Consider the following 26932-nt stretch of genomic DNA (forward strand, 5'->3'; position numbering starts at 1 on the left):
TTGGTCACCTCTTATTTTCTATCTAAAAATCCTTGTAAGATTACGACTGCAGCCATCTTATCGATTACTTGTTTTCGCTTCTTACGACTTACATCAGCTGAAATGAGTAGACGTTCCGCTGCCATTGTTGACAAACGCTCGTCCCACATTACAACGTCTAATTGTAACAGCTCTCGTAGGTTTTCTGCAAATTGTTGGCACGCTTCACCACGTGGGCCAATTGTACCATTCATATTTTTAGGTAAACCTACTACTATTTTGTCCACATTGTACTGCTTTACTAACTCAGAAATACGATCAAAACCAAAGTGACCTCGTTCTTCGTTAATCTTAATTGTTTCTAATCCTTGTGCTGTCCAGCCCATCTCGTCGCTAATTGCAACTCCGACTGTTTTTGTACCTACATCTAAACCTAATATCCGCATAAACTACTCCTCACGATGATGTTTCAAGTAAGACTTCACAAGCTCTTCAATTAACTCATCACGTTCAAGCTTGCGAATGATGCTACGTGCATCTTTATGGCGAGGTATGTATGCTGGGTCTCCACTTAATAAATAACCGACGATTTGGTTAATCGGATTATAGCCTTTTTCTTGAAGTGCATCATACACAGTTAAAAGTACATCATTTACATGGACACTCTGTTTTTCATCTTGAATGCTAAACTTCATTGTTTTATCAAAACCGTCCATTTCAAGCACCTCACTTATATAGTAAGTATAGGGAGAAGAACTTCTCCTCTCCCTACCATTGTACACTACTATCTCTTTATTTTGAAACAGATTTAACGTACTCTTGTACAAATGCTAAAGCTTCTTCGACTTGAGCTGGGTTTTTACCGCCTGCTTGTGCCATATCAGGACGGCCACCACCGCCACCGCCGCAACGAGAAGCTACTTCTTTCACAAGTTTACCAGCATGGTAACCTTGGCTAATTAAGTCTTTCGTTACACCTGCTAGGATGTTTACTTTATCGTCATTAACAGACGCTAATACAACAACTGCTGACTCTAATTTATTTTTCAGATCATCCATCATCGTACGTAAGTTGTTCATATCTGCAACATTTACTTTCGCTGCTAATACATTCACACCATCAACTGTCATTACAGAATCAGTTAAGTTTCCAGCTTCGATATTGCTTAATTTCGCAGCAAGAGATTCATTTTCTTTTTGCAGTTGTTTCACTTCAGCAAATAGACCATCAACTCTTGTTAAAATATCTTTCGGATTTGTTTTCATTTTTCCTGCTGCTTCTTTTAATAAACCTACTTGATCGTTCATTAATTCGTATGCAGACTTACCAGTTACTGCTTCAATACGACGAGTTCCTGCACCAATACCAGACTCAGCAACGATTTTGAAAATACCGATAGAAGCTGTATTATCAACGTGACAACCACCACAAAGCTCTAAGCTGTAATCGCCAACTTGTACAACGCGTACAACATCTCCGTATTTTTCACCGAATAATGCCATTGCGCCCATTTCTTTCGCTTCTTCGATTGCTTTTTGAGAAATCTCAACATCAATACTTTCCCAAATTTTTTCGTTTACCATACGCTCAATTTTTTCTAATTCGTCAGCTTGTACTTGACCGAAGTGAGAGAAGTCAAAACGTAGACGTTCAGAAGTTACAAGAGAACCTGCTTGGTTAACGTGTGTTCCAAGTACGTCTTTTAATGCTTGGTGTAGTAAGTGAGTTGCTGTATGATTTTTTACAACGCTACTACGGTTTTTCGTATCGATAATAGCTTTTACAGCCGCATCTTTCGTTAATGTACCTTCTTCAACAACAACTTTATGCAAGTTTTGGCCGTTTGGTGCTTTTTGTACGTCTTTTACAAGAACTTTCACACCATCTGCAAGAAGGTAACCACGGTCTGCGATTTGTCCACCACTCTCAGCATAGAATGGTGTTACATCAAGAATTAACTGTCCTTCTTCACCAGCTTGTAAGCTGTCTGTGTATTCGCCGTTTTTCACAAGTGCAACAACGTTACTTTCTGTTGCAACTGTACCGTAACCAACGAATTCGCTCGCTACTTTAATTTCTCCAAGGACACCACCTTGAACTTGCATAGAATCAACGTCTTGACGAGCAGCACGTGCACGCTCACGTTGTTTTTCCATTTCATTTTCAAAACCTTCATGATCAACTGTCATGCCAGCTTCTTCTGCATATTCTTCTGTTAATTCAATTGGGAAACCGTATGTGTCATATAGACGGAACGCATCTACTCCAGAAATAACAGTTGTTTTTTCTTCTTTTGCTTTTGCAATTACTTCAGCTAAAATCGCTTCACCATCATGAAGTGTTTCATGGAAACGCTCTTCTTCGTTCTTCACAACTTTCGCAATGAAATCTTTCTTTTCAAGTACTTCTGGATAGAAGTCTTTCATTACTTCTCCAACAACCGGTACTAATTCAAACATAAATGGACGGTTGATGTTTAATTTCTTCGAATAACGAACAGCGCGGCGTAATAAACGACGTAATACATAACCACGGCCTTCGTTAGATGGAAGAGCACCGTCACCAACAGCGAATGTTACTGTACGGATATGGTCAGCAATTACTTTGAATGCCATATCTTTTTCTAAATCGCCATTACGATATTTTTCACCAGAAATTGTTTCTGTTGCACCAATCATCGGCATGAATAGGTCTGTATCAAAGTTCGTAGGTACATCTTGAACGATAGATGTCATACGCTCTAGACCCATCCCTGTATCAATGTTTTTCTTAGGAAGTGGTGTATATGAACCGTCTGGATTATGGTTAAATTGAGAGAATACAAGGTTCCATACTTCTAAGTAACGCTCGTTTTCTCCGCCTGGATATAATTCTGGGTCACTAAAGTCATTACCGTAAGCTTCTCCGCGATCATAGAAAATCTCTGTATTCGGTCCACTTGGCCCTTCACCGATATCCCAGAAGTTTTCTTCTAAGCGGATAATACGCTCTTTTGGAACGCCCATTTTCTCATTCCAAATTGTGAATGCTTCTTCATCTTCTGGATGGATTGTAACTGATAGTAATTCTTTATCGAATCCGATCCATTTGTCGCTCGTTAAGAATTCCCAAGCCCATGTAATTGCTTCTTCTTTGAAGTAATCACCAATTGAGAAGTTTCCTAACATTTCAAAGAATGTATGGTGACGAGCTGTTTTCCCTACGTTTTCAATATCGTTTGTACGAATTGATTTTTGAGCATTTGTAATACGTGGATTTTGTGGGATTACACGTCCATCAAAATATTTTTTTAATGTAGCTACACCACTATTAATCCATAGAAGAGATGGATCTTCATGTGGAACTAGTGATGCACTAGGTTCTACTGCATGTCCTTTTTCTTGGAAAAAGTCTAAAAACATTTGACGAATTTGTGCGCCTGTTAGTTGTTTCATTGTATTTTCCTCCTTAAATATAAAAAACTCCCGTCCCTATAAAAGGGACGAGAGTTAACTCGCGATACCACCCTAATTATGAATTGATTACAATAACAATCAATTCATCACCTCATGGTGCCGTAACGTGGCAAGACGGCAGTGATTAGCTGCTCTCAGGATTAGCTTTCTGTTACCCTTCATTTAAAGCTTCTTTCAGCCATATGGAAGCTTCTCTCTATAAATGGACTGTAACGTACTTGTTCCGTCATTGATTTAATGTATTATATGACTAAATATAATAGAATTCTCTTAAGTTTGTCAATGTAGATAATCATTTATATTGTATTAATTGCTTATTAATCATAGGTATTCTACTATTCATTCTTAACAGCCTTTTCATATATTATGCGTTTATTAACAAATCGGAATCTCCTTATAAGAATGATTTATAAAAATTTCTAAATATTACTTTTTTTGCTACAATTAAATTATTGTTAATAAAATAAAGGAGCGATCACAATGACAACCTTACTTAGCAAAGCTAAAAACATATTAGCGACTGACGAAACGATATTATTTTACGCAGCATGTTCATTAGACATATTTATTTATCGTTCCGTCGCAAGGCCAGGATTGCTAATTTTAACGAACAAAAGACTATTCTTTTATGGGCCAGATGTAAGTAAGAATCCAATATTTGAAGAGTACTCTTTCGCAAAAATTTCTAATCTAAAAGAACAAAAGCGTCTTTTCAACAATCAAATTATATTTATGTATGATAACGAATGGAAAAAAATAAAACATATTCAAACAAATGATGTGAGCTCCCTCGTTCAAAAAATACACGAGCAACTTTCTAAATAAATATATGATTAGCCCTCTATTTCTTACATAGAGGGCTTCTATACTTACACATCTTCTTTTTTCAAGAGCGGTCTCACATGAACAATGACAGTGCGAATAACTGCTAAAATCGGAACCGATATTAGCAATCCTACAATCCCAGCTACCTCTCCCCCAACTAGTAAGGCAAGCATAATAATAACGGGATGCATACGAAGTGACTTACCAACGATGTAAGGCGATAAAATGTTACTCTCCACAAATTGCAAAATCGCAATCGTGATCCCCGCCTTAATAAGTAAACTCGTTGATACTGTTGCTGCAATCATTAACGTCGGGATCGCTCCTAAAATAGGACCGAAGTATGGGATTATATCCGTTACCCCAATAATAATGCCAAGCAATAATGGATATTTCATACCGATAAACCAAAAAGAAAGAGCTGATACTCCCCCTAATACTAAACAAACAAATAACTGTCCTCGAATATAGCTTCCAAGTGACTTATCAATTTCTTTCGCAAGCATTTGCCCCGTACCTCGCCATTTACTTGGGACTAGTTTCCAAAAGATATGATAAAACTCACCATAATCTTTTAATATGTAAAATACAATAAACGGTATTAAGAAAATAATGAGCAATGAATCGAGTACACCACGAGCTGTACTCATCACTTTATTTAAAAGCGCTTGAATCTTCGTTTCCACACCCACAAAAAGTTGCTTCACCTTTTCATGAATGAACGAAGGGAAATTCGCTGTTTGTTCTGTAACGCCATCCATCCACGAATCGTACATCTTTGTAAACTGGGGAAATTGTTCATTAATCTCTTGTAACTGTTTAATAACAACTGGTGTTCCTTTATAAATCCCATAACCAATTCCGCCAAAGAAAAGGATATAAATGAGCAAAATGGCAAGTGTACGGGGCATCCCTTCCTTATGAATTTTTTCAATTAAAGGGTGCAATAAATACGCAATAAAACACGCGATAAGAAACGGCGTGATTGCTACTTTAAATACAAAAATAATCGGTGCCCATAGCGGCTTAATTTTTAAAAAGACGAGCAGACAAAGAAAAACAAGTAACAATAATCCTAAACGATATATCCAAATGATTTTAAGATTCTTCACATGAAAAACCTCCTCCACCTTTATTTTGAAAATAAATGGGGTAGGTTATGTGCGAAACTTTTAAAATCTTTTCATACGGACCATACTGTTTTTTAAAGACGTACATATAAATAACATAACAAGGACAACCACCCCTGAGAATACAGCATGAATTAATATAATCAGGAGGGCTAATTATGGTTTTGTTTATGCTTGGATTATCAGCACTTTTTATGATTCTTGAATGGATTTGTATCGGGTTCGGTATTTGGAAGGGGTTCTTTATTCATTCCTCACGTAAAGAAAAAGCGAAGCAATTATGGCAGTATGGAATACTTGGCGTTGGCTGCTACGGTCTATCTTATCTTTTCTCAGAGATCGGACTTTTTTATTTGCATATGGGTGCATAAAAAAACTCCCTTGTCTACAAGGGAGTTTTTCAATTTATCGAAATGATTATAAGTAAGACTTAATCATCTTACGTGCTTTTTTCATATTGCGTTTTGAAAATACATCTTGTTTACGAGCATATTGATATGCTGCAGCTCCAACACCTAATGCGATTAATGAATTGCGTAGATTCAAAGTAAATCCCCCTTTTCGTTATCCGATCGTTCTTTCATTCTCATCAAATAAATCATCAAGAGAGCTTAATGAACCGTCTTCCTCAACTTGATGTGTATGGATTTTCCCCTTTGAAACCGATAATTCGATATAACAATTCCAGCAATAAAATTGGTTGACACCTATTTTTCCAATGTCTTTCCCTTTGCAATTTGGACAAATGAACATATGGCTTTCATCTCCTTACAGTCTCCCAGATTCTATTCGCCATTATGTCCAAACTGCATTCATTTATACATTACTGGAGCCTTTCAACGCTATGCGTTTGAAAGTTTCACTATATAATTTCACCTTGTTACATGAAATCATACGGTGAAATGTTTTCCACGTCCATTTCCTCGCCATTAACTGTGACCATCTGTACTTCTCCTTGTGATTCTTGCAAGCGACTAGCTAAAGTTGTTTGACGCATTGCATCATCAAGGCGATTTACACCAGATTGGAAAGCTGCTTCCTCCCCGCAAATAATAAGGAACTTCTTACTTCTTGTAATACCCGTGTAAATTAAATTACGACGTAACATACGGTTGTAACTTTTCACGATTGGCATAATAACAATCGGAAATTCACTACCTTGTGATTTATGAATGGAACAACAATATGCATGCGTAATTTGATTTAAATCGGGCTTCGTATACGTTACCTCAATTCCATCAAATGAAACGATAATCATATCTTGTTGCTCAACGTTTTCTTTTGCATAAAACACCGAAACAATTTCCCCAATATCACCATTAAACACTTGGCTCTCCGGCTGATTCACGAGTTGCAGTACTTTATCACCTCTTCGGTACACAACATCACCGTAAGCAATTTCTTTACTCTTTTCCCTCTTCGGATTAAATACTTGTTGCAGCGCTTCGTTTAATACATTAATACCAGCAGGCCCGCGGTACATCGGTGCTAATACTTGAACATCCCTTGCACTAAAGCCTTTTGTTTTAGCATTTTCGCAAACTTTTTTCACAACCTCAACAATTTGAGCCCCTGTACAGCTGATAAACGAACGATCTTTTTTGTTTTGCGCTAAATCTGGTGGTAGAGTTCCATTTTTTATCGCATGGGCAAGTTGAATCACTGATGAGCCTTCCGCTTGACGATAAATTTCAGTAAGCTTCACTGTCGGAACTGCGCCTGCATTTAATAAATCTTTTAATACTTGTCCAGGTCCTACAGATGGCAACTGATCTTCATCACCTACAACGATAACTTGAATATTCGTCGGCAACGACTTAAATAGCTGATTTGCAAGCCAAATATCAACCATTGAAAATTCATCGATAATAAGGAGCTTACCTTGGACAGGATCCGTTTCATTACGCTGGAAAGATCCTTCTGGCGTCCAACCAAGTAAACGGTGAATTGTGCAAGCTGGAAGTCCTGTCGATTCACTCATCCGCTTCGCTGCTCTTCCTGTTGGAGCTGTTAATAGTATTGGAAATGGATTATCATCACTGTATTCATTCGGATTTAACGATAATCCGTGAAGTGACGCATACATTTCAACAATCCCTTTAATAACTGTTGTTTTCCCTGTTCCTGGTCCACCTGTTAATAACATCATCGGTTTATGAAGTGCCGTTTGAATTGCTTCTTGCTGAAACGGTGCATATTGTACGTTCAGTTGTTCTTCAATTTCACCTAACGTTTTTAACACTTCCGCTTCTGGAAATGAAGGTGTTTCTTCTTGATTCATAAGCCTGCGAATAGACTTTACAACACCTTTTTCAGAGTAGAATAACGTCGCTAAATACACTCGTTCTTCTTCTATGATGACTTTCCCTTCACTTTGCATCGTTTCAATACAACCTATAATATCTTCCTCAGTCACTCTTCCTTCTTGATTGTTTAAAAGTGACATCGTTTCTCTTACAAGTTGATCTTTCCTCATATAAACATGACCAAGTTGTAATGAGACATTCTCTAATGTGTAAAAACATCCCGCTCGTACACGGTCGTCATGATTACCCGATATCCCTAACGCACGCCCTATATCATCCGCTCTTCCAAAACCAATCCCGTCCACTTCTTCAATAAGTTGATACGGATTATTACGAATCACTTCTAATGTCATCTCTTTATATTGCTGGTAAATCTTAATAGAAAGTTTCGTTCCAAAACCGTAGCCATTTAAAAAGCTCATTACTTTCTCTAATCCTTGATGTTCAACAATTGTCTCATATATTTCCTGAGCCTTTTGTTTATTAACAACACCATTTAATGCCTCAGGGTCATCCATAATTTTAGAAATAGCATGTTCTCCGAGATGGTCCACAATTTTTTCAGCTGTACGCTTTCCTATCCCTTTAAATAAATCACTCGCTAAATATTGCACCATACCTGCTTTTGTTTGCGGCAATTCTTTTTTAAATGTTTCAACCATATATTGTTTTCCATACTTTGGATGGTCCTTAAAATGACCAGTCAATGTAAACACTTCATCTTCATGCATGCGGGGAAAATGACCGTTTATCATTACTTTCTTTTCGTCATACGTTTCATTCGTTTCAATGACTTTCATACTGACAACGGAATAGAGGTTTTCTTCGTTGTGGAAAATGGTATGAAGAACTTGCGCTTTTATAAACTTTTTCTCTTCCTCAAACAAATCCATTGCATGTTGATTTCCCATCTTTCCTCTCCTTTCCGATATTTTCACTTTAATGAGCAGTACATCCCCCACCTTTTTAGATGAGGGATAACTACCCATTAAACTATATTTTTATCTTATTCAGCTTCTTGCTCTAATAAACGAACGCCATTACCCGCTAAAAAGTGATCTGGCTGAATTTCAGTTGCTTTCTTAAATAAAGCGAGAGCCTTCTCATTATTTTCCTCAAATACGTACGCAACACCTAAATTGTAATACGCATCTGCATGCTCTTCATCCATTTCTAATACCTTTTCAAAATAAGGTTTCGCCTCTTGAACATGTTCTAATCGCGCGAAGCAAAGTCCGCACTGGAATACAGCTTCTACATCGTTTTCATCTAATTCTGTTGCTCTTTGTAAGAATGGTAGTGCAAGACGATCATTTCCAAGCTGTACATGTGTGATACCTAACATAAATGTTACATCAGCTGATTGTAATCCAGCTTGCATTGCTTGTTCAAATACAGCTTTCGCCTCAGTAAATTGCTCTTGGCCATAATATACATTTCCTAAACCATAATAGGCAGCTGCAGATTTATCATCTAACTCTAGTGCGCGTTTATAAAATAAAATCGCTCGCTCGCTATCACCTAATACGTCTAATAAATTTGCAAAATTAATGTATCCAAGCGCATCTTTCGGATTTTCTTCGATTGCTTCTGTAAAATTTTTAGCTGCTTCTTCCCAGTTTCCTTCTTGCATATATTGAATACCTGTTTCAAGTTTGTTTGACATTTCCTTCACCTCTACAACAAATTATAACAAAGAATGTATTTTCCAAGCGAACGAAAATTCGCTTTATGTAAAAGAAACCTCTAACCGCTAATCGGCAGAGGCTTCTCGTTTATCCTAAATAATCCAATTTCTTACCACTACGGTATACTTCATCAATTGTAGCACCGCCTAAGCACTCATCTCCATCATAGAAAACGACTGCTTGTCCTGGTGTAATTGCACGAATTGGCTCATCACAAAGAATACGAACTGTATTTTCATCAACGATTTGAACCGTTACTTTATTGTCTTCTTGACGATAACGGAATTTCGCCGCGCACTTAAATTCTGTTTCTTTTTCTTTGTTACTTACCCATCCTACATTCGTAGCAATAACTTCATCACCATATAGAAGTTCGTTATGGAATCCTTGATCAACATATAAAATGTTTTCTTTTAGATTTTTCCCAACAGCAAACCATGGATCACCATTACCACCAATTCCAAGGCCATGACGTTGTCCAATTGTATAATACATTAAACCGTCATGCTTCCCTTTTACTTCACCAGATAATGTTTGCATTACACCTGGTTGTGCCGGTAAGTAGTTACTTAAGAAATCTTTAAAGTTACGCTCACCAATGAAGCAAATACCTGTACTATCTTTTTTCGCCGCTGTCGCTAAGCCAGCTTCTTTCGCCATTTCACGAATTTGCGGTTTCTTTAATTCACCTAACGGGAACATTGTTTTTGATAATTGCTCTTGGCTTAATTGATTTAAGAAATATGTTTGATCTTTATTGTCATCAACGCCGCGAAGCATTTTATATTCGCCGTCCATATAAGCAACGCGTGCATAATGGCCTGTTGCCACATAATCCGCACCAAGCGCAATTGCATGCTCTAAAAATGCTTTAAATTTAATTTCTTTATTACACATTACATCTGGGTTTGGTGTACGACCAGCTCGATACTCATCTAAGAAGTACGTAAATACTTTATCCCAGTATTGTTTTTCAAAGTTTACTGCATAATACGGAATACCAATTTGGTTACACACTTCAATTACATCATTGTAATCTTCTGTTGCTGTGCAGACACCATTCTCATCTGTATCATCCCAGTTTTTCATAAAAATTCCGATTACATCATAACCTTGCTCTTTTAATAAAAGTGCTGCTACAGATGAATCGACGCCACCGGACATTCCGATGACAACGCGTGTTTCGTGAGGTAGTTTGTTCATCATGTCACCTCCCATGCTAATTTTGTGTTAATCGCTTCACGATTTTCACTGTTTCGTACGCCGCTTTTTCAATTTGCTCTTTCGTATTTCCAAGTCCAAAACTAAAGCGTACGGATGAACGTATTTGATCGGAGTCTTTTCCAAACATCGCTACTAATACATGTGATGGATCAATCGAACCAGCTGTACAAGCAGAACCGCTTGATACTGCAATGCCAGCAAGGTCTAAGTTCACAAGAAATGGTTCAATGTTCATTCCTGTAAAACTTACATTAAGTACATGCGGTAAGCGATGTTCTAAGTTTCCGTTTACCTCGAAAGTAATGCCTTCATTTTTGAAGACAGATACCATTATATCTTTAAACTCTTCATATTGGGCATTTTTTTGCTCACGAGTTTTTTCAGCTATAAGAATTGCATGCTGAAGCCCAGCAACACTAGGCACATTTTCCGTACCAGCACGGCGTTTTCTTTCTTGCTCTCCGCCTATTAATAACGGTTCAAATTTCACATTTGCACCAGCGTATAAGAACCCTACACCTTTTGGCCCATTAATTTTATGAGCTGAAATTGATAATAAATCAATTCCAAACTCTTTCACATTAATTTCTACTAAACCGTAAGCTTGTACCGCATCTGTATGGAAATAAGCTTGATGATCTTTTAGCAACTTTCCTATTTCCACAATTGGTTGCATTGTCCCTACTTCATTATTCCCAAACATAACAGATACAAGAATCGTCTCTTCTGTTAATGCCTTTTGTATGTCAGAAACTTGAATAAGCCCTGTTTCATCGACAGGTAAATATGTCACTTCAAACCCTTCACGCTCTAACAATTCGCACGTATGCAAAATCGCATGATGTTCAATTTGCGTCGTTATTATGTGGTTACCTTTATGACGGTTCGCACGTGCTACACCGATAAGCGCTAAATTATCAGCTTCTGTACCACCGCTCGTAAATATAATTTCATTCGGATTCGCATGAATGCTGCGTGCACACACTCGTCTCGCCTCATCTACTGCATGGCGAGTTTGACGTCCATAAAAGTGAATACTAGACGGGTTCCCGAATATTTCTGTCATATATGGAATCATCTTTTCGACCACTTCTGGGTGAGTCGGAGATGTCGCAGCATGATCTAAGTAAATGCGTTCCATTAAATCTCCTTCTTTCCAAATCGTTTCACAAGGAATTAAATGTAAAACATATAGCCCCCGTGATTTTCTTCCTCATAACGTACTAAATCTTCTAACGTTGTACTATCTAACACTTCTTGCACCGCATCACGAACACGCATCCATAACTGGCGCTGTGCTGGCTCTTCTTCTTCTATCATTTCTACAACACTAATCGGTCCCTCTAATACACGGATTACATCCCCAGCTGTAATGTTAGCCGGTTGATCAGATAATACATATCCGCCGTATGCCCCGCGCGTACTCTTTACAAGACGAGCGTTACGAAGTGGTGAAATTAATTGCTCTAAGTAATGCTCGGATAAGTCATGCGCCTGCGCAATTGATTTTAATGAAATCGGACCTTCACCAAACTTTTTTGCAAGATCAATCATAATTGTTAAGCCATAGCGGCCTTTTGTTGAAATCTTCATCTATTTTGCACCTCTTTTCAAATTTTCACTTCTATTGGTTATATCTTATTTATAAAAAGAACACAATTTAAAATCCTATGAAATTATAGCATAATATAGTATTATAAGAAATTTCAACTTGTGTATCAAAATGATAACATAAAATCACATTGAAAAACTCGGAAATTATTACAATTGAAAGAAAAATGAAAATATTAATCTTCATTTTTCCCATAAAACAGCATCCTATTTCAAATTCCGTAGAAAAAAATGATACGATAGAACGAGATTATATATTAAGGGAGACGGTCCAAATGAAACAACCACTCGCACATCGAATGCGCCCTACAAATATTCAAGAAATTATTGGGCAACAACATTTAGTTGGTGAAGGAAAGATTTTATGGCGAATGGTCCAAGCCAATCATTTTCAATCTATGATTTTATACGGTCCTCCAGGTACAGGAAAAACATCCATTGCCAGTGCAATTGCAGGAAGTACCGGTACCCCGTTTCGTCTATTGAACGCTGTTACTCACAATAAAAAAGATATGGAAGTTGTCGTACAAGAAGCGAAGATGCATCGACATCTCGTTTTAATTTTAGATGAAGTTCACCGTCTAGATAAAGCAAAGCAAGACTTTCTATTACCTCACTTAGAAAGCGGACTTCTTACTTTAATTGGTGCTACGACAAGTAATCCATTCCATGCAATAAACTCCGCTATTCGAAGCAGGTGTCAAATTTTCGAATTACACGCACTAACAGAAGAAGATATTTTAATTGGGTTAAAAAGAGCTTTAGAAGATAAAGAAAAAGGGCTTGGAGAATATGCAGTAACGGTAACAGATGAAGCACTACATCACTTTGCAAACGCCTCTGGTGGTGATATGCGTTCCGCTTATAACGCACTTGAGCTTGCTGTATTATCTAGCTTTACTACAGACGATCAAGCGGCTGAAATCACACTCGAGATTGCAGAAGAATGCTTACAAAAGAAGAGCTTCGTCCACGACAAAGGCGGCGATGCTCATTATGATGTATTATCAGCATTTCAAAAATCAGTGCGCGGAAGTGATGTAAATGCAGCACTCCATTATTTAGCACGCCTTATTGAAGCAGGTGATTTACAAAGCATTGGCAGACGCCTTCTTATTATGGCTTATGAAGATATTGGACTTGCTAGCCCACAAGCTGGACCACGTACACTAGCTGCAATTGAATCAGCTGAACGAGTTGGATTCCCAGAAGCACGCATCCCACTTGCAAATGCCGTTATCGAGCTATGCTTATCACCAAAATCAAATTCAGCTTATAAAGCACTTGATGCTGCATTACACGATTTACGCAACGGTCAAACAGGTGACATTCCAAGCCATTTAAAAGATAGTCATTACAAAGGCGCAGAATCACTTGGAAGAGGCATTGGATATTTATATCCGCACGACCATCCAAACGGCTGGGTAAGGCAACAATACTTACCTGATAAAATAAAAAGCAAGCAATATTATAAACCGAAAACGACAGGAAAATTTGAGCAAGCACTTTCTACTGTTTATGAAAGATTACAAACTTCGAATAAAACGAAAAATAAAGGGTAACATAAACGAAAACGTCACCATTATGGAGGCTTCGCTTATGAAAACACGTCAAGATGCATGGACAAAAGAAGATGATCTCCTTTTAGCAGAAACTGTTTTACGACATATTCGCAGCGGAAGTACACAAATAAAAGCATTTGATGAAGTTGGCGATACGTTGAACCGGACTTCAGCAGCTTGCGGCTTTAGATGGAATGCTGAAGTAAGACCGAATTACGAGGATGCGGTGCAGCTTGCAAAAAAACAACGTAAAGAATTAAAACGTTCTGAAGCTAATATAGAAAAAGATCGGTTCACGAAAACGAAACAACTCGTAATTGACGCCGATTTTTCAGAAGATATTACGCCAAGTAAACAAGATCTTACGATGCAAAATGTCATCTCATTTTTGCAAAACTTGGAGCATAATAACCCTTCACTCGCAAAGTTGCAAACGGAAAATGATGTATTACAAGCTCAGCTCACTTCTCTGCAAAAAACGAATCATGAACTTGAAACGAAATTAGCGGTACTCACAAAAAAACAACAAGCAATCGAAGAAGATTACGCGATGCTTGTTCGAATTATGGATCGTGCTCGAAAACTTGTTTCAGTCGAAGAGCAAGAAGAGCAAATTGCCCCAATTTTCAAAACTGATCAAAATGGGAATTTAGATATTATTTATTCTGCAGAGAATTAAAAACAGGGATGTCACTTTTTTAACTGAGTGACATCCCTGTTTGTTTTCGGTGAGCCATATATAGATATCGGTAAATGAAATTATATTAACGGTTTTTCGAATATATCTATCACAACTTGCAATATATCAACGATTTTTCAAATATATCTATCACAACTTGCAATATATCAACGATTTTTCAAATATATCTATCACAACTTACAATATATCAACGATTCAATAAAGGATATCGATTTAACGACAAAGATTGACAATAACATTCCTCCTTGTCATACAAGGAAACTCCTAAAACTGATTGGATATTTTTTACTAAAATGTCATTATAAACATATACCTTTAAAGGGAGATGGTTGCTATTTCATTAATAATCTTCAAAATAACTCTTGGCCTTCTCGTCCTAACTTTAGCTCTTTTCACCATTAACAGTCTAAAAAAGACATCCGCCTATAAATCAGATAAATATGATTATTGCTTACTAACCTTACTTACATTTGAACTAGTAGTGATGCAAATATTCATATTTCTTTAATACATATAAAAAAGCATATATCCAAAATGGATATATGCTTTTCTTTTATTCTTGCCCTACACGTTTCACTTCTACGTTTTTAATGCGTTCACGTACAACGTGACTTGCCATAATTAAGCCTGCCACAGATGGTACGAATGCATTTGATGAAGGCGGTAATTTCGCCTTACGAATTTTTGCATTCTCGTCTGGTACAATTTCTTTACGTACTTCTTCACGAATTACGATTGGGTTTTCGTCAGAGAAGACAACTTTTACACCTTTTTTAATACCCTCTTTACGAAGCTTCGTACGAATGACTTTCGCAATTGGATCTGTATGTGTTTTAGAGATGTCCGCAATACGGAAACGAGTTGGGTCCATTTTATTCGCTGCACCCATACTTGAGATAATTTTAATTTTACGACGTAAACATTGTTTAATTAAATGAATTTTGAACGTAATCGTATCAGATGCATCCACTACAAAGTCTAAACCGTACTTAAAGAACTCTTCATATGTTTCATCTGTATAAAACATTTCTAGTCCAATTACTTCACACTCTGGGTTAATGTCCGCGATACGCTCTTTCATTAATTCTACTTTTGAACGTCCTACAGTAGATACTAAAGCGTGAATTTGACGGTTTACGTTTGTAATATCTACAACGTCTTTATCAACTAATACGAGACGTCCTACGCCAGAACGTGCTAACGCTTCAGCTGCAAAAGAACCTACACCGCCAATTCCTAAAATACCGACTGTACTATTTTTTAATATTTCAAGTCCTTCTTTACCGAAGGCTAATTCATTACGTGAAAATTGATGTAACATTCAGCTCTACACTCCTATTACAAAAATGGTCTACCATGTATTCTAGCGTTTTTCCGACTATTTGTATAGAAAAAGTTATAGAATTCTTAAAAATACATATTTCGAGAATGAAAACATAGACCAGAATTTTATTTCTTCCTAAATACACGTTTAAAAAAGAGGATTTAGAGAACCGAGCAGATCGAGGCGCTGAAGCCAGGAGGAGCGCAGTGTAGAAACACTACTCGAGCACCGGACTGGCGAAGCAACGATGAGATGCGACAGTTATCTGAACCAGACTTTTTAAACTTCCTTTCAATACACGTTTAAAAAGGAGGATTTAGAGAACCGAGCAGATCGAGGCGCTGAAGCCAGGAGGAGCGCAGTGTAGAAACACTACTCGAGCACCGGACTGGCGAAGCAACGATGAGATGCGACAGTTATCTAAACCGGACTTTTTAAACAACCTCTCAAAAAAAGTCTAGACGGTTATAGTATAACCATCTAGACCCTATTCTTACTTCTCTTCTTTCAAGCTTAATTTTAAGTTCAGTTCTTCAAGCTGCGCTTCTGCAACTGGGCTTGGAGCTTCTGTTAATAAGCAGCTTGCGCTTGCTGTTTTCGGGAATGCAATTGTATCACGAAGGTTCGTACGGCCTGCAAGTAACATAACAAGACGATCTAAACCTAATGCGATTCCGCCGTGTGGTGGTGTACCGTATTCGAATGCTTCTAATAAGAATCCGAATTGCTCTTGCGCTTCTTCTTGTGAGAATCCAAGTGCTTTGAACATTTTTTCTTGTACGTCACGCTCGTAAATACGAAGTGATCCACCACCAAGCTCATAACCGTTTAATACAAGGTCATATGCTTGTGCACGTGCTTTTTCTGGTGCTGTTTCTAGTAACTCAACGTCTTCACGGAATGGCATTGTGAATGGGTGGTGAGCTGCGAAGTAACGATCTGCATCTTCATCGTACTCAAGTAGTGGCCAATCAGTTACCCATAGGAAGTTAAATTTACTTTCATCAATTAACTCAAGCTCTTTACCTAGACGTAAACGAAGTGCGCCTAAGCTATCTGCAACAACGCTCTTCTTATCTGCTACGAATAGTAATAAGTCGCCAGCAGTAGCTTCTAATGTGCTCATTAACACATTTGCATCTTCTTCACCGAAGAATTTCGCAATCGGTCCTTTTAGGCCGTCTTCTTCAACTTTAAGCCAAGCTAGACCTTTTGCACCGTATACTTTCACGAATTCAGTTAATGCATCGATGTCTTTACGAGAATATTTACTTGCAGCACCTTTTGCATTAATTGCTTTTACTTGTCCGCCGCTTTCTACAGCACTTGTAAACACTTTAAAGCCACAATCTGCTGCAAACTCAGATAAGTCTGTTAGTTCCATTTCAAAGCGTGTATCTGGCTTATCAGAACCGTAGCGAGCCATTGCATCAGCATATTTCATACGAGGGAATGGTGCACTCACTTCTACACCTTTTGCATCCTTCATAACTTTCGTCATCATACGCTCCATCATATCTAAAATTTCATCTTGTGTTAAGAATGAAGCTTCGATATCGATTTGCGTGAATTCTGGTTGACGATCCGCACGTAAATCTTCATCACGGAAACAACGTGCTACTTGATAGTAACGCTCAAATCCGCCGACCATAAGAAGCTGTTTAAATAACTGTGGTGACTGTGGTAATGCATAGAATTCACCATCATGTACACGACTTGGCACTAAATAGTCACGAGCTCCTTCTGGCGTGCTTTTCGTTAAAATTGGTGTTTCTACTTCTAAGAACTCTTCTGTATCTAAGAAGTTACGAATTGTTTTTGTTACATCGTGACGCATTTTGAATGTGTTGAACATTACAGGACGACGTAAGTCTAAATAACGATATTTTAAACGCACATCTTCTGATGCATCTGTATCATCAGCAATGATAATTGGCGTTGTTTTCGCTGCATTTAGTACATTTACTTTTGTTGCTTGTACTTCAATACGACCAGTTGCCATATTGTCATTAATTGCGCCTTCACCACGTTCAACAACTGTACCTTCTACGTGTAATACGTATTCGCTACGAATTGTTTCTGCTACTTCTAACGCTTCTTTTGATGTTTCTGGGTTAAATACAACTTGTACGATACCTGTACGGTCACGTAAATCGATAAAGATTAATCCACCTAAGTCACGGCGTTTTTGTACCCAACCTTTTAATTGAACTGTTTGTCCAACAGCTTCTACTGTTACTTTTCCACATGCATGTGTTCTTTCAGCCACTGTAAGTTCCCCCTATATTAATTTCTCTGCTACGTATGAAGCAAATACATCTAACGCTACTTCTTCTTGTTCACCTGTTGCCATATCTTTTAAGTTAATGATACCTTTATCTAGCTCATCTTCTCCTAATACAGCTACAAATTTCGCCTTTAGACGATCTGCTGATTTAAATTGTGCTTTCATTTTGCGATCTAAATAATCTTTTTCAACTGACAATCCAGCTTTACGAAGATCGAACGCAACTTTTGCAGCATGGTCTTTCGCTTTTTCGCCAAGCGCTACAACGTAACAATCAATGCTATGTTCAAGTGGTAATTCAATGTTTTCAGCTTTTAGCGCCATAATTAAACGTTCAATACTCATTGCAAAACCGATACCTGGCATTTCTGGTCCACCGATTTCTTGTACAAGTCCGTTATAACGGCCACCACCGCTTAATGTAGTGATCGCACCGAAACCTTCTGCCTCACTCATAATTTCAAAAACAGTGTGTTGATAGTAGTCTAAACCACGCACTAAGTTCGGATCTTTTTCAAATGGAACATCCATCATCGTTAATAGTTCTTGAACTTTGTCATAGTATACTGCTGAATCTTCGTTTAAGTATTCTGTAATAGATGGTGCTGTTCCCATTAATTCATGGTTACGGTCTTTCTTACAGTCTAAAATTCGAAGTGGGTTCTTTTCTAAGCGAGATTGACAGTCAGAACAGAATTCGCCGATACGTGGCTCAAAGTGTGCGATTAATGCATCACGGTGTGCTTGACGGCTCGCTGCGTCACCTAAACTGTTTAATACAACTTTAATATTTTTTAAGCCCATGCCGCGGTAAAATTCAACAGCAAGTGCAATTACTTCTGCATCAATTGCAGGGTCATTACTGCCGATTGCTTCGATACCGAATTGTACGAATTGACGATAGCGACCTGCTTGTGGTCTTTCATAACGGAACATTTGACCGATATAGTATAATTTCGTTGGTTGTGTCGCATCACCAAACATTTTATTTTCAACGTAAGAACGTACAACAGGTGCAGTACCTTCTGGACGTAATGTTAAGCTACGCTCTCCACGATCTTGGAATGAGTACATTTCTTTTTGTACGATATCTGTCGTATCACCAACACCGCGTAAAAATAGCTCAGTGTGTTCAAAAATTGGTGTACGAATTTCTTTATAATTGTAACGACGGCAAATTTCGCGTGCTTGCCCTTCGATATACTGCCATAACTCAACAGTGCCTGGAAGAATATCTTGCGTTCCGCGTGGGATTTGAATAGACATATTCAGTTCCTCCTCAAATTGTTTTAATCTTAATAAAAATAAAAAAACTCCCGCCTCTACTGTTTAAACAGTAGGGACGAGAGTATTATACCCGTGGTGCCACCCTAATTGAAGCACGTATGCTTCCACTTTTTTAATAACGCTTAAATATGCGTTCATCCCTACTAAGCATATATGCCGTTCAAGTTGAAACCTCTAGAGTGTCATTCAATCAGTCATCATGCAGAAATGTTTTCAGCCTAAGACATTCCTTCTCTTTCCATGTGTGTCTCATTTACTCTTCTCTATCAACGGTTATATTCATATGTAAATATAAAATTACTATACGTTTGTTAAGTAGGATTGTCAAGTGCTCTAAGAACGTTCAATCTGCTTCTTTAAACGCTTTACATCTTGAAGAGAAATCCCAAACTCCGAAGCAAGCTCCATTGAAGTATTGTTTTGCTCTTTTGAAATAAAATCATGAAAATTCACGTTAAACAGTTGATTTGCACCATTTGTAACAGAATGCCCTTTTTCATTCATACGCATACGTATATCCCTCACATTCAATATGGATGTTTTACTTTTTATTGTTCCATATTGATGAGAGAGTTATACATAACCGAAACTGCTATTGATTCCAAATAAATGAACAAAACATACAACAATGTATAAAAAAGAGAGGATTATATAACCCTCTCTTTTTTATGAACACTATTTACTTTCTACAATTAAGGTCACCGGACCATCATTGATTAAAGAAACGTCCATCATTGCTCCAAACTTCCCTGTTTCCACATGTAATCCTTGTTTACGAACTTCTTCATTAAAGAAATCGTATAAACGCTCTGCATAATCAGGTTTCGCAGCATCCATAAAGTTTGGACGTCTGCCCTTGCGGCAATCTCCGTATAATGTGAATTGCGAAATAGATAGAACTTGTCCTTCTACATCAAGTACAGAATGATTCATCTTTCCGCTCTCATCTTCAAAAATACGTAAGTTTGCAATTTTTTCCGCAATGTAAGTTGCATCTTTTTCTGTATCTTCGTGCGTAATGCCAACTAGTAATGTTAAACCGAACGGAATTTGTCCTACGATCTCACCGTCTACTGTGACAGACGCTTTCTTTGATCGTTGTAAAACAACTCTCATCTTTCTACACTCCCTATTAATGCATCATGCGTCGTACTGCATAAATTTCTGGAACGCGTTTAATGCGTTCTACTACTTTTTTCAAGTGTTGTAAGTTACGAATCGAGATTGACATATTAATTGTTGCCATCTTATTACGGTCACTTCTACCAGAAACAGCTGAAATGTATGTTTTCGTCTCTGTAACAGCTTGCAGTACTTCATTTAATAAACCGCGGCGATCGTAACCTGAAATTTCAATATCAACGTTATACTCAATTTCTTTTTCAGGGCTACCTTCCCACTCTACCTCTAATAATCGTTCTACAGCTTCTTCTGTATGAACATTTACACAATCACGGCGGTGAATTGATACACCTCGGCCTTTCGTAATATACCCAACGATATCATCGCCCGGAACTGGGTTACAGCATTTCGATAAACGGATTAATAAATTATCAGCACCGCTTACCTTTACACCAGAATCCCATTTTCGAATTTTCATCGGTTTACGGACTTCTTTAACTTCAACAATTTCTTCTTCTTCGCGTTGTTTGCGGAACTTGTCCGTTAGTCGCGTAACAATTTGCGAAGCTGTAATTCCGCTATATCCAACTGCTGCAAACATATCTTCTTCATTTGCAAAGTTAAATTTCTCAGCGACGCGTTTTAAGTTATCCGGCGCCAATACTTCTTTCATCTCATACTCTAGACCACGTACTTCCTTTTCAACAAGTTCACGGCCTTTTTCAATATTTTCGTCTCTACGTTGTTTCTTAAAGAATTGACGAATTTTATTTTTCGCATGAGATGTTTGAGCAAGTTTTACCCAATCCTGGCTTGGGCCATATGAATGTTTCGACGTTAAAATTTCAATGATGTCGCCTGTTTTTAATTTATAATCCAGCGTCACCATTTTCCCGTTTACTTTTGCACCAATTGTTTTATTCCCAATTTCCGAATGGACACGATACGCGAAATCAATCGGAACAGATCCAAGTGGTAATTCCATTACATCGCCTTTCGGTGTAAAGACGAATACCATGTCAGAGAATAAATCAATTTTTAATGACTCCATAAATTCTTCTGCATTAGAAGCTTCATTTTGCCATTCTAATATTTGACGGAACCATGTGAGTTTCTTCTCTAATGTACCTGTTGTTTCTGCTGTTTTTCCTTCTTTGTATGCCCAGTGTGCCGCGATCCCGAATTCTGCAATTTCGTGCATTTCTTTCGTACGAATTTGCACTTCAAGTGGATCACCTTTCGGTCCAATTACAGTCGTATGAAGAGATTGATATAGATTTGCTTTTGGCATTGCAATATAATCTTTAAAACGACCTGGCATCGGCTTCCAGCACGTATGAATAATTCCAAGCACAGCATAACAATCTTTAATACTATTTACAACGACACGTACAGCTAATAAATCGTAAATTTCATTGAACTGCTTATTTTGCAGTGCCATTTTACGATAAATACTGTAAATATGTTTCGGTCTTCCAGAAATCTCAGGTTGAATTGCAACTTCTTTTAATTTCTCACGAATACCAGTCATTACTTCGTCTAAATATTCTTCACGTTCTGCACGTTTACGCTTCATTAAATTTACAATACGATAATATTGTTGTGGATTTAAATAGCGAAGTGACGTATCCTCTAGCTCCCATTTAATAGTACTAATTCCGAGTCTATGTGCCAAAGGTGCAAAGATTTCTAACGTTTCATTCGCTATGCGACGCTGCTTCTCTTGAGGCAAATGTTTCAATGTACGCATGTTATGAAGACGATCAGCTAGTTTAATTAAAATAACTCGAATATCTTGAGCCATTGCAATAAACATTTTGCGATGGTTTTCTGCTTGTTGTTGTTCGTGAGATTTATATTTGATCTTCCCAAGCTTTGTAACGCCATCAACAAGCATAGCAATTTCTTTGTTAAATTCCCGTTCAATATCTTCTAACGTAATCTCTGTATCTTCCACTACATCATGTAAGAAACCTGCTGATACCGTAGCTGGATCCATGTGTAAATCAACTAAAATACCTGCAACTTGAATCGGATGAATAATATACGGTTCACCCGATTTTCTATATTGTTCGCTATGCGCATCACGTGCATATTCATAGGCACGTGCCACTAGCTCAATATCTTCATCCGCTAAATATTGACTTGCTTTCTCGAGTACCTGTTCAGCTGTTAGTACCTGCTCATTTGCCATCGAATCACCTTTTATTGAAAATTGACTTTATCTTTATTTAATAGAATAAATTATATTCTATCATTATAACCCAATGATTGTGAATTGTGAAAAGGAAAAGATTTTACTGACATTTCACCATAATTTTTTGTTCAATTATACAAAAGTACCCGCTCCTCTCCAAGAGATTCACGGGTACTTTTTATCACCGTAGTTTTACCTATATAGTGATTAGTATTTTTCTAATACTAATACATCGTAACCATCTAACATTTTACGACCATCTAAGTAAGTAAGTTCTACTAAGAATGCAATTCCTGCTACAACTCCGCCTAGCTCTTCAACTAACTTAATTGTCGCTTCGATTGTTCCACCTGTAGCTAATAGATCATCTGTAATTAATACGCGTTGACCTGGCTTAATTGCATCTTTATGGATTGTTAAAACGTCTTTACCATATTCTTTACCGTAGTCAACTGTAATTACTTCACGTGGTAATTTTCCTAATTTACGAACTGGCGCAAATCCTACTTCTAACGCATAAGAAACTGGGCAACCGATAATGAAACCACGAGCTTCTGGTCCTACTACAACATCGATATCTCTTTCTTTTGCGTACTCAACGATTGCATCTGTTGCTGCTTTGTATGCTTTACCGTCATTCATTAAAGGTGTAATGTCTTTAAACACAATACCTTCTTTCGGATAATCCGGTACAATTGCGATATGTTGCTTGAAATCCATATTTCTGAATCCTCCTCAGATCTAAAAGGTTTGTAAATACAAATCCTTTACCCTAACTGTTCTACTTCTTTATGATTACGAATCGTTTCAAACCATGTATATAGTTGCTGATATGTGCTATAAACCAATTCTTTTTCTAATTGTAAGTGGTTCATTTTCTCACGATATGTGTTCGATTCAATTAAATCACGCTTTTGTTTTTTGTCTGCCATAAAAATGACGCCATCTTTTATTGTAACAAATTCTAACTCAAAAAACACCTGTGTCATGAAATTTACTGTATCTTTTGACCAACCTTTATGACGACATAGTTGTTCTCCATATTGTCTTAAAGAAAATGGTGTTTTTTGGCTTAAGAAAGAATAGTACCATTTAAAGTGTTCTCTCGTCGGAACTGTACTAAATAAGTGGTTATTCTCTTGATAAAATAGCGTATAAATTCGCGCTGGGAATCCTACCTTAAATAGCTCACGTAATTCATCTGTTCCTTTTGGTAAATCAAGTAACACGATATATTGATCATCTAAATGCGTTACTTCTGAAGCATGCATGAGCTTTTCTTTATAGCTCTCTAAAGAAAATTTATTCAATACCTCTTCAGAAAAATACACCATTGTTATTTTTTCTTTCGGAAGTTCTGCTAAATTTGCTTCTGCATTACGCATACTACGCCAATCAAATAATTGCCACGCCTCTACAGCAATATCTTGTACCATTAGTTGTGGCTTCTTAAAGTTATTCCATTCATTAATAGACGCTTCTCCTATTACAGATACTTTTGCAACTGGAGAGATTTCTTTCGCATATGCACCAAAGCCAAATCCAATTGTATCCAGTGTTGCTTGTCCATCACGAAGAGCCATTTTTAAATGAGAGCCATCTGATCCGATTGCGCGAATGCTTTCTAACTCTGCATCTTTTACTGCAATACGTGGTTTCGGATTTCCAACACCAAACGGGGCTAGTTTTTGCATATCTTCAATTGCCGCTAGCGTTACATCCTCTACTTTACAAAAAACATCAACTGCTGTAATTGGAATAAAATCTTCTTCTGTTAAAATCGCATCTGCTTGTTCATTTAAGCGGCGACGTAATTCATCTACATCATTCATATGTAGCGTCATTCCCGCTGCCATCGGATGCCCTCCGAAGTGTGGTAATAACTCTCTACAATCTGATAAATTTGCAAACAAATCAAATCCTGCAATACTACGTGCTGAGCCTTTTGCTGTTTCTTTTATAGGATCAATGCTTAATACAATCGTCGGACGATAAAAACGTTCAACTAATTTCGAAGCAACAATTCCAATTACCCCTGGGTTCCAGCCTTCTTTCGCAAGTACTAATACTTTATTTTCTTCTGGTGGGAAGTTATTTTCCACTTCAGCGATAGCCTCTTCTGTAATTTGCTTTACAATATCTTTTCGCAGTTTGTTCAGCTCATCAATTTCTTCAGCTAGCTCTTTCGCTTCCTCTGGATCATCTGATAATAAAAGGTGTACAGCCGGCGCAGCATCTTCTAAACGCCCAACCGCATTAATACGAGGTGCAATTGAGAAACCAATACTCTCTTCGGTAATTTCACTTTGCGAAACGTTAGCAACTTTAAACAATGCCTTCAAACCAATATTTCTCGTCATACGCATATGTTTTAAACCGCGTTTCACTAGCAACCTATTTTCACCATGAAGTGATACTAAATCGGCTACTGTACCGATTACTGCGATCTCTAATAAATGTTCTGGTACACGGCCTAATAGTGCATGCGCAACTTTAAACGCAACACCTACACCAGCTAAATAGTGAAACGGATATACACCGCCATCTAATTTCGGATGTATAATCGCAAGTGCTTCTGGCAATTCTGGCGGTGGCTCATGGTGATCTGTAATAATTAGATCTATTCCAAGCTCTTTCGCTACATTCGCTTCATGTACCGCTGCAATACCAGTATCGACAGTAATAATTAGCGAGAACCCTGCGCTATGCGCCCAACGAAATGCTTCTTCGTTCGGTCCATACCCTTCTGTAAAACGATTTGGAATGTAAAATTCTACTTCTGCACCTAATTCTTGAAGAGCAAGATATAAAACTGTCGTACTACTTACTCCGTCCGCATCGTAATCACCAAATATTAATATTTGCTCTCCATTTTGAATCGCCTTATTTACACGTTCTACCGTTCTATCCATTCCTTCTAATAAAAATGGATCATGAAATTCTTGATTTTCTGTATTTAAAAAATCTAAAATCTTATCTTCTGTATCGAGTCCTCTACCGAGGAATAACGAAACGACAAGTGGCGATAACTGTAATTTACTTGCTAATTCACTCACTCGCTCGTCATTATATTCTTTTTCTTTCCAACGCGTCTTCGGTTGTAACACGAAATCACCCCTTAACCTGTTCATTATACAAGACAGATTAAGGGGTGACAATATAATGCAAACTACGATGCAATATCTATATACTAAAATGTTAATGATGTTTAATTTGGAGAATACGGATTTATATGTACGAATACATTTTGTACATTATCTTGTTTCATAAGTATTTCTTTCACATGTTTTCCAATACGGTGTCCTTCTTCTACAGTAATGTATGGATCTACGGACACTTTAATATCGACAATAACATAATGACCATGCTCCCGTGCATATAAAGAACCAATTTTTTTCACACCATCTACTTGAAGAACTGCTTCTCTAAGCGGAATAACATCCTCCTCATGAAGAACATGGTCAAGCGTTGCATGAATTGCTTCCGCTCCAATGCTCCATGCCATTTTTACAACAAGAAGTGAAACAACTAATCCCGCAATTGGATCAGCGTATACAAGCCAGTCTATACCAAGCTTACCACCTATTATAGCTGCACAGATACCGATTAAAGCTGCAATTGAAGAAAATACATCCGAACGGTGCTCATATGCATTTGCAATAATTGCATCACTGTTTACTCTTTTCCCTAATCGGAATTTATATTGAAACATTCCTTCTTTCACGACGATTGAAAGAACAACAGCAAATATCGTAATTCCTTTCGGCGGTTCTAGTTCTTGCGAAAAAGCTTTTATAGACGAAATCGCGATTTCAAGTCCCACAATAAATAATAATACCGCAACAATAATCGCTGAAATCGATTCCGCTTTACCATGACCATACGGATGATCCTCATCAGGTGGCTGCTTTGCCGCTCGCAATCCAAAAAGTACAGCTAGCGAACCTATTACATCTGATGCAGAATGCACGGCATCCGCTAATAGCGCTTTACTGTTCCCAATATAACCAATTACCGCCTTTACAATCGCTAATATAATATTACCAACGATCCCGACAATAGCACCAAACTCGGCCTGTTTAAAACGTTCATCTTTTTCCATAATTAAAATCCCTTCTTTTCTTAACCTATCTTTTTATTTTAACAAAAACAGCGATAGCACCACCACTTTCTTCCATCTTCTTTCTGTTAAAAAGTTGCTATCTTATTGTATCCACAAACGAAAAAAGAGATG

Annotated in this window: 24 protein-coding genes and 2 other annotated features; of the genes, 4 read left to right on the forward strand and 20 right to left on the reverse strand. The window is 37.6% G+C overall.

Translation table 11 applies throughout. The features are described 5' to 3' along the window. Window positions 1–11: 11 nt before the first annotated feature. From ruvX to alaS, 3 genes are all read right to left on the reverse strand, one after another. The gene (ruvX, locus tag ACTL4X_RS22210; RefSeq protein WP_001221192.1) at window positions 12–425 is read right to left on the reverse strand and encodes a Holliday junction resolvase RuvX; all 414 of its coding nucleotides are present in this window, start codon (window positions 423–425) and stop codon (window positions 12–14) included. A 3-nt stretch (window positions 426–428) separates the two neighbouring features. Further along, window positions 429–695: an IreB family regulatory phosphoprotein gene (locus ACTL4X_RS22215; protein ID WP_000348590.1), complete on the reverse strand. Its 267-nt coding sequence runs from the start codon at window positions 693–695 to the stop codon at window positions 429–431. A 76-nt stretch (window positions 696–771) separates the two neighbouring features. Continuing rightward, on the reverse strand, window positions 772–3414 hold the full coding sequence (gene alaS / locus ACTL4X_RS22220) for an alanine--tRNA ligase (protein WP_000811825.1): 2643 nt from the start codon (window positions 3412–3414) through the stop codon (window positions 772–774). Window positions 3415–3454: 40 nt separating this feature from the next. Continuing rightward, window positions 3455–3674, reverse strand: a binding site (T-box leader). Window positions 3675–3915: 241 nt separating this feature from the next. Between alaS and ACTL4X_RS22225 the strand changes: the two genes are divergently transcribed. Beyond that, complete coding sequence (locus ACTL4X_RS22225) at window positions 3916–4260, forward strand: PH domain-containing protein (RefSeq protein ID WP_000209578.1); 345 nt, start codon at window positions 3916–3918, stop codon at window positions 4258–4260. A gap of 44 nt (window positions 4261–4304) precedes the next feature. Here the strand turns inward: ACTL4X_RS22225 and ACTL4X_RS22230 are convergent, their stop codons facing one another. Beyond that, window positions 4305–5372 carry an AI-2E family transporter gene (locus ACTL4X_RS22230; protein WP_000793128.1) on the reverse strand — a complete coding sequence of 356 codons (1068 nt, stop codon included), beginning with the start codon at window positions 5370–5372 and terminating at the stop codon, window positions 4305–4307. Window positions 5373–5548: 176 nt separating this feature from the next. Here ACTL4X_RS22230 and ACTL4X_RS22235 point away from each other — a divergent pair, with 176 nt between their 5' ends. Beyond that, window positions 5549–5761, forward strand: a complete 213-nt coding sequence (locus tag ACTL4X_RS22235) for a hypothetical protein (protein WP_000242535.1) — start codon at window positions 5549–5551, stop codon at window positions 5759–5761. Window positions 5762–5807: 46 nt separating this feature from the next. Here the strand turns inward: ACTL4X_RS22235 and ACTL4X_RS22240 are convergent, their stop codons facing one another. The 7 genes from ACTL4X_RS22240 to cymR form a co-directional block, all read right to left on the reverse strand. Beyond that, window positions 5808–5936 (reverse strand): YrzQ family protein, encoded by a 129-nt coding sequence (locus ACTL4X_RS22240; protein ID WP_001053553.1) that lies wholly within the window; start codon window positions 5934–5936, stop codon window positions 5808–5810. Between the two features lie 18 nt (window positions 5937–5954). Further along, window positions 5955–6143, reverse strand: coding sequence for a hypothetical protein (locus ACTL4X_RS22245; RefSeq protein WP_000469281.1), 189 nt, complete (start codon window positions 6141–6143; stop codon window positions 5955–5957). Between the two features lie 127 nt (window positions 6144–6270). Continuing rightward, window positions 6271–8607, reverse strand: coding sequence for an SF1B family DNA helicase RecD2 (recD2, locus tag ACTL4X_RS22250; RefSeq protein ID WP_000528082.1), 2337 nt, complete (start codon window positions 8605–8607; stop codon window positions 6271–6273). Window positions 8608–8702: 95 nt separating this feature from the next. Beyond that, on the reverse strand, window positions 8703–9362 hold the full coding sequence (locus ACTL4X_RS22255) for a tetratricopeptide repeat protein (RefSeq protein WP_000066409.1): 660 nt from the start codon (window positions 9360–9362) through the stop codon (window positions 8703–8705). A 109-nt stretch (window positions 9363–9471) separates the two neighbouring features. Beyond that, window positions 9472–10587 carry a tRNA 2-thiouridine(34) synthase MnmA gene (gene mnmA, locus ACTL4X_RS22260; RefSeq protein ID WP_441394951.1) on the reverse strand — a complete coding sequence of 372 codons (1116 nt, stop codon included), beginning with the start codon at window positions 10585–10587 and terminating at the stop codon, window positions 9472–9474. A gap of 16 nt (window positions 10588–10603) precedes the next feature. Then, window positions 10604–11749, reverse strand: a complete 1146-nt coding sequence (locus ACTL4X_RS22265; RefSeq protein ID WP_086401436.1) for a cysteine desulfurase family protein — start codon at window positions 11747–11749, stop codon at window positions 10604–10606. A gap of 35 nt (window positions 11750–11784) precedes the next feature. After that, window positions 11785–12201, reverse strand: coding sequence for a cysteine metabolism transcriptional regulator CymR (gene cymR / locus ACTL4X_RS22270; RefSeq protein WP_000704116.1), 417 nt, complete (start codon window positions 12199–12201; stop codon window positions 11785–11787). 293 nt (window positions 12202–12494) lie between these two features. On the opposite strand from cymR, the gene ACTL4X_RS22275 reads away from it, so the two are divergent. Beyond that, window positions 12495–13781, forward strand: coding sequence for a replication-associated recombination protein A (locus ACTL4X_RS22275; RefSeq protein WP_000812943.1), 1287 nt, complete (start codon window positions 12495–12497; stop codon window positions 13779–13781). Window positions 13782–13818: 37 nt separating this feature from the next. Then, window positions 13819–14460, forward strand: a complete 642-nt coding sequence (locus tag ACTL4X_RS22280; protein WP_086401437.1) for an RsfA family transcriptional regulator — start codon at window positions 13819–13821, stop codon at window positions 14458–14460. A gap of 574 nt (window positions 14461–15034) precedes the next feature. Here ACTL4X_RS22280 and ACTL4X_RS22285 read toward each other — a convergent pair. From ACTL4X_RS22285 to ACTL4X_RS22325, 9 genes are all read right to left on the reverse strand, one after another. Then, a complete protein-coding gene (locus ACTL4X_RS22285; protein ID WP_000903179.1) occupies window positions 15035–15802 on the reverse strand; it encodes a tRNA threonylcarbamoyladenosine dehydratase in 768 nt (255 codons plus the stop codon). A 496-nt stretch (window positions 15803–16298) separates the two neighbouring features. After that, complete coding sequence (gene aspS, locus ACTL4X_RS22290) at window positions 16299–18074, reverse strand: aspartate--tRNA ligase (RefSeq protein ID WP_000840891.1); 1776 nt, start codon at window positions 18072–18074, stop codon at window positions 16299–16301. A 12-nt stretch (window positions 18075–18086) separates the two neighbouring features. Next, the gene (hisS, locus tag ACTL4X_RS22295) at window positions 18087–19358 is read right to left on the reverse strand and encodes a histidine--tRNA ligase (RefSeq protein ID WP_000027084.1); all 1272 of its coding nucleotides are present in this window, start codon (window positions 19356–19358) and stop codon (window positions 18087–18089) included. Window positions 19359–19427: 69 nt separating this feature from the next. Next, window positions 19428–19658: a binding site (T-box leader), on the reverse strand. Between the two features lie 54 nt (window positions 19659–19712). Continuing rightward, window positions 19713–19889 carry a hypothetical protein gene (locus tag ACTL4X_RS22300; protein ID WP_001242605.1) on the reverse strand — a complete coding sequence of 59 codons (177 nt, stop codon included), beginning with the start codon at window positions 19887–19889 and terminating at the stop codon, window positions 19713–19715. Window positions 19890–20054: 165 nt separating this feature from the next. Beyond that, on the reverse strand, window positions 20055–20495 hold the full coding sequence (locus ACTL4X_RS22305) for a D-tyrosyl-tRNA(Tyr) deacylase (protein WP_001266965.1): 441 nt from the start codon (window positions 20493–20495) through the stop codon (window positions 20055–20057). Window positions 20496–20511: 16 nt separating this feature from the next. Continuing rightward, the gene (gene relA / locus ACTL4X_RS22310; protein WP_001262795.1) at window positions 20512–22695 is read right to left on the reverse strand and encodes a GTP diphosphokinase; all 2184 of its coding nucleotides are present in this window, start codon (window positions 22693–22695) and stop codon (window positions 20512–20514) included. Window positions 22696–22905: 210 nt separating this feature from the next. Then, on the reverse strand, window positions 22906–23418 hold the full coding sequence (locus tag ACTL4X_RS22315) for an adenine phosphoribosyltransferase (RefSeq protein ID WP_000346215.1): 513 nt from the start codon (window positions 23416–23418) through the stop codon (window positions 22906–22908). 47 nt (window positions 23419–23465) lie between these two features. Further along, a complete protein-coding gene (recJ, locus tag ACTL4X_RS22320) occupies window positions 23466–25805 on the reverse strand; it encodes a single-stranded-DNA-specific exonuclease RecJ (protein WP_000941229.1) in 2340 nt (779 codons plus the stop codon). A 101-nt stretch (window positions 25806–25906) separates the two neighbouring features. After that, window positions 25907–26800, reverse strand: coding sequence for a cation diffusion facilitator family transporter (locus tag ACTL4X_RS22325; protein ID WP_000409743.1), 894 nt, complete (start codon window positions 26798–26800; stop codon window positions 25907–25909). Window positions 26801–26932 lie beyond the last annotated feature (132 nt).

The organism is Bacillus sp. RE35 (assembly GCF_052146655.1).
Lineage (GTDB): Bacteria > Bacillota > Bacilli > Bacillales > Bacillaceae_G > Bacillus_A > Bacillus_A cereus.

What these genes read in the sequence shown, in the direction of transcription:
- ruvX (WP_001221192.1), bottom strand. Translation starts at nt 425, where the DNA reads ATGCGGATATTAGGTTTAGATGTAGGTACAAAAACAGTCGGAGTTGCA.
- ACTL4X_RS22215 (WP_000348590.1), bottom strand. Translation starts at nt 695, where the DNA reads ATGGACGGTTTTGATAAAACAATGAAGTTTAGCATTCAAGATGAAAAA.
- alaS (WP_000811825.1), bottom strand. Translation starts at nt 3,414, where the DNA reads ATGAAACAACTAACAGGCGCACAAATTCGTCAAATGTTTTTAGACTTT.
- ACTL4X_RS22225 (WP_000209578.1), top strand. Translation starts at nt 3,916, where the DNA reads ATGACAACCTTACTTAGCAAAGCTAAAAACATATTAGCGACTGACGAA.
- ACTL4X_RS22235 (WP_000242535.1), top strand. Translation starts at nt 5,549, where the DNA reads ATGGTTTTGTTTATGCTTGGATTATCAGCACTTTTTATGATTCTTGAA.
- ACTL4X_RS22245 (WP_000469281.1), bottom strand. Translation starts at nt 6,143, where the DNA reads ATGTTCATTTGTCCAAATTGCAAAGGGAAAGACATTGGAAAAATAGGT.
- recD2 (WP_000528082.1), bottom strand. Translation starts at nt 8,607, where the DNA reads ATGGGAAATCAACATGCAATGGATTTGTTTGAGGAAGAGAAAAAGTTT.
- ACTL4X_RS22255 (WP_000066409.1), bottom strand. Translation starts at nt 9,362, where the DNA reads ATGTCAAACAAACTTGAAACAGGTATTCAATATATGCAAGAAGGAAAC.
- mnmA (WP_441394951.1), bottom strand. Translation starts at nt 10,587, where the DNA reads ATGAACAAACTACCTCACGAAACACGCGTTGTCATCGGAATGTCCGGT.
- ACTL4X_RS22265 (WP_086401436.1), bottom strand. Translation starts at nt 11,749, where the DNA reads ATGGAACGCATTTACTTAGATCATGCTGCGACATCTCCGACTCACCCA.
- cymR (WP_000704116.1), bottom strand. Translation starts at nt 12,201, where the DNA reads ATGAAGATTTCAACAAAAGGCCGCTATGGCTTAACAATTATGATTGAT.
- ACTL4X_RS22275 (WP_000812943.1), top strand. Translation starts at nt 12,495, where the DNA reads ATGAAACAACCACTCGCACATCGAATGCGCCCTACAAATATTCAAGAA.
- ACTL4X_RS22280 (WP_086401437.1), top strand. Translation starts at nt 13,819, where the DNA reads ATGAAAACACGTCAAGATGCATGGACAAAAGAAGATGATCTCCTTTTA.
- ACTL4X_RS22285 (WP_000903179.1), bottom strand. Translation starts at nt 15,802, where the DNA reads ATGTTACATCAATTTTCACGTAATGAATTAGCCTTCGGTAAAGAAGGA.
- hisS (WP_000027084.1), bottom strand. Translation starts at nt 19,358, where the DNA reads ATGTCTATTCAAATCCCACGCGGAACGCAAGATATTCTTCCAGGCACT.
- ACTL4X_RS22300 (WP_001242605.1), bottom strand. Translation starts at nt 19,889, where the DNA reads ATGCGTATGAATGAAAAAGGGCATTCTGTTACAAATGGTGCAAATCAA.
- ACTL4X_RS22305 (WP_001266965.1), bottom strand. Translation starts at nt 20,495, where the DNA reads ATGAGAGTTGTTTTACAACGATCAAAGAAAGCGTCTGTCACAGTAGAC.
- relA (WP_001262795.1), bottom strand. Translation starts at nt 22,695, where the DNA reads ATGGCAAATGAGCAGGTACTAACAGCTGAACAGGTACTCGAGAAAGCA.
- ACTL4X_RS22315 (WP_000346215.1), bottom strand. Translation starts at nt 23,418, where the DNA reads ATGGATTTCAAGCAACATATCGCAATTGTACCGGATTATCCGAAAGAA.
- ACTL4X_RS22325 (WP_000409743.1), bottom strand. Translation starts at nt 26,800, where the DNA reads ATGGAAAAAGATGAACGTTTTAAACAGGCCGAGTTTGGTGCTATTGTC.